The organism is Croceicoccus sp. BE223, assembly GCF_031457155.1.
In the GTDB taxonomy this organism is placed as follows: domain Bacteria; phylum Pseudomonadota; class Alphaproteobacteria; order Sphingomonadales; family Sphingomonadaceae; genus Croceicoccus.
In genome coordinates, this window is the sequence record NZ_JAVDWB010000014.1 from 1 (window position 1) to 1,082 (window position 1,082).

The window sequence follows — 1,082 nt, forward strand, 5'->3', positions numbered from 1 at the left end:
GACGTCACGCTGACCAACACCGGCTCGATCGAGGTTTCGGCCACGACCGACATGGGTGAATCGTCGGCCTACGGCATCGTCGTGACCGATGCCGGCGGCGCGGTTGCCGCGACGGAAGAGCCGATCTACTTCACGCTGAACAACGACGGCGGCTCGATCGTCGCGATGACCAGCGTGGACGGTGGCGCGACGTTCCAGCACGGCGTTGCGATCGACACGAGCGACTCGCCGAACACCGCGATGCTGAACTTCACCGGCGACAGCTACGTCTACGGCGACATCATCACCGGTTCGGACGACATGATCACCGTCGCCGACGGCGAACTGACCTTCGACGGCACGATCAACTCGGCTCCCGAAGTGATCGACGACGTCCAGGGTCCGTTCAGCGGTTCGCTGACGATCGCTGACGGCGGCACGCTCTACCTGGTGGACGAGCCGACCGACAACGACATGTACGATGGCCCGGCCATGGTCTACGTCAACGACCTGACGATCGATGCCGGCGGCACGCTCGCCCTGCAGCTGCCGAGCGGTTCGGTGGAAGAAGGCGACTACCCGCAGATCTTCGCGAACACCGCGGACATCACCGGTTCGTCGCTGGTCGTCCGTCCGTCGAGCGAGAACGGCCTCTACGCCGATACGTACGACTTCCAGGACATCATCGACGCCAACGAGCTGACCGGCACGTTCGCTTCGGTCACGTCGGACAACCTGTTCTTCACCCCGACGGCGACCTACGACGCTTTCGAGAACGTCGACCTGGCGCTGAACCGCATCGCGTTCGACGCCATCCCCGGACTGACGGTCAACCAGACCAACACCGGTGCCGGTATCGAGAACGTCTACAGCCCGGCCCTGACCGGTCCGTTCGGCGACCTGGTGAGCGAACTGTTCACGCTGGACGCCGACGAATACGCCGATGCGCTCGACCAGCTGGACGGCGACATGTACGCCGGCTTCATGCAGGGCCTGCGCAACAACGCGCTGCAGATGAACGCGATCGTCTCTGACCAGATCGATTGCGCCATCAGCATCGACGGTGTCGACAAGTGCGGCGAACGCGACGGCGAAACCCGCCT

At 64.0% G+C, this 1,082-nt stretch carries 1 protein-coding gene; it reads left to right on the top strand.

Going from position 1 to position 1,082, the window contains the following annotated elements:
* The coding region (locus tag J2X37_RS16520; RefSeq protein WP_310023388.1) for a hypothetical protein at positions 1-1,082 on the top strand (1,082 nt) is incomplete at both ends.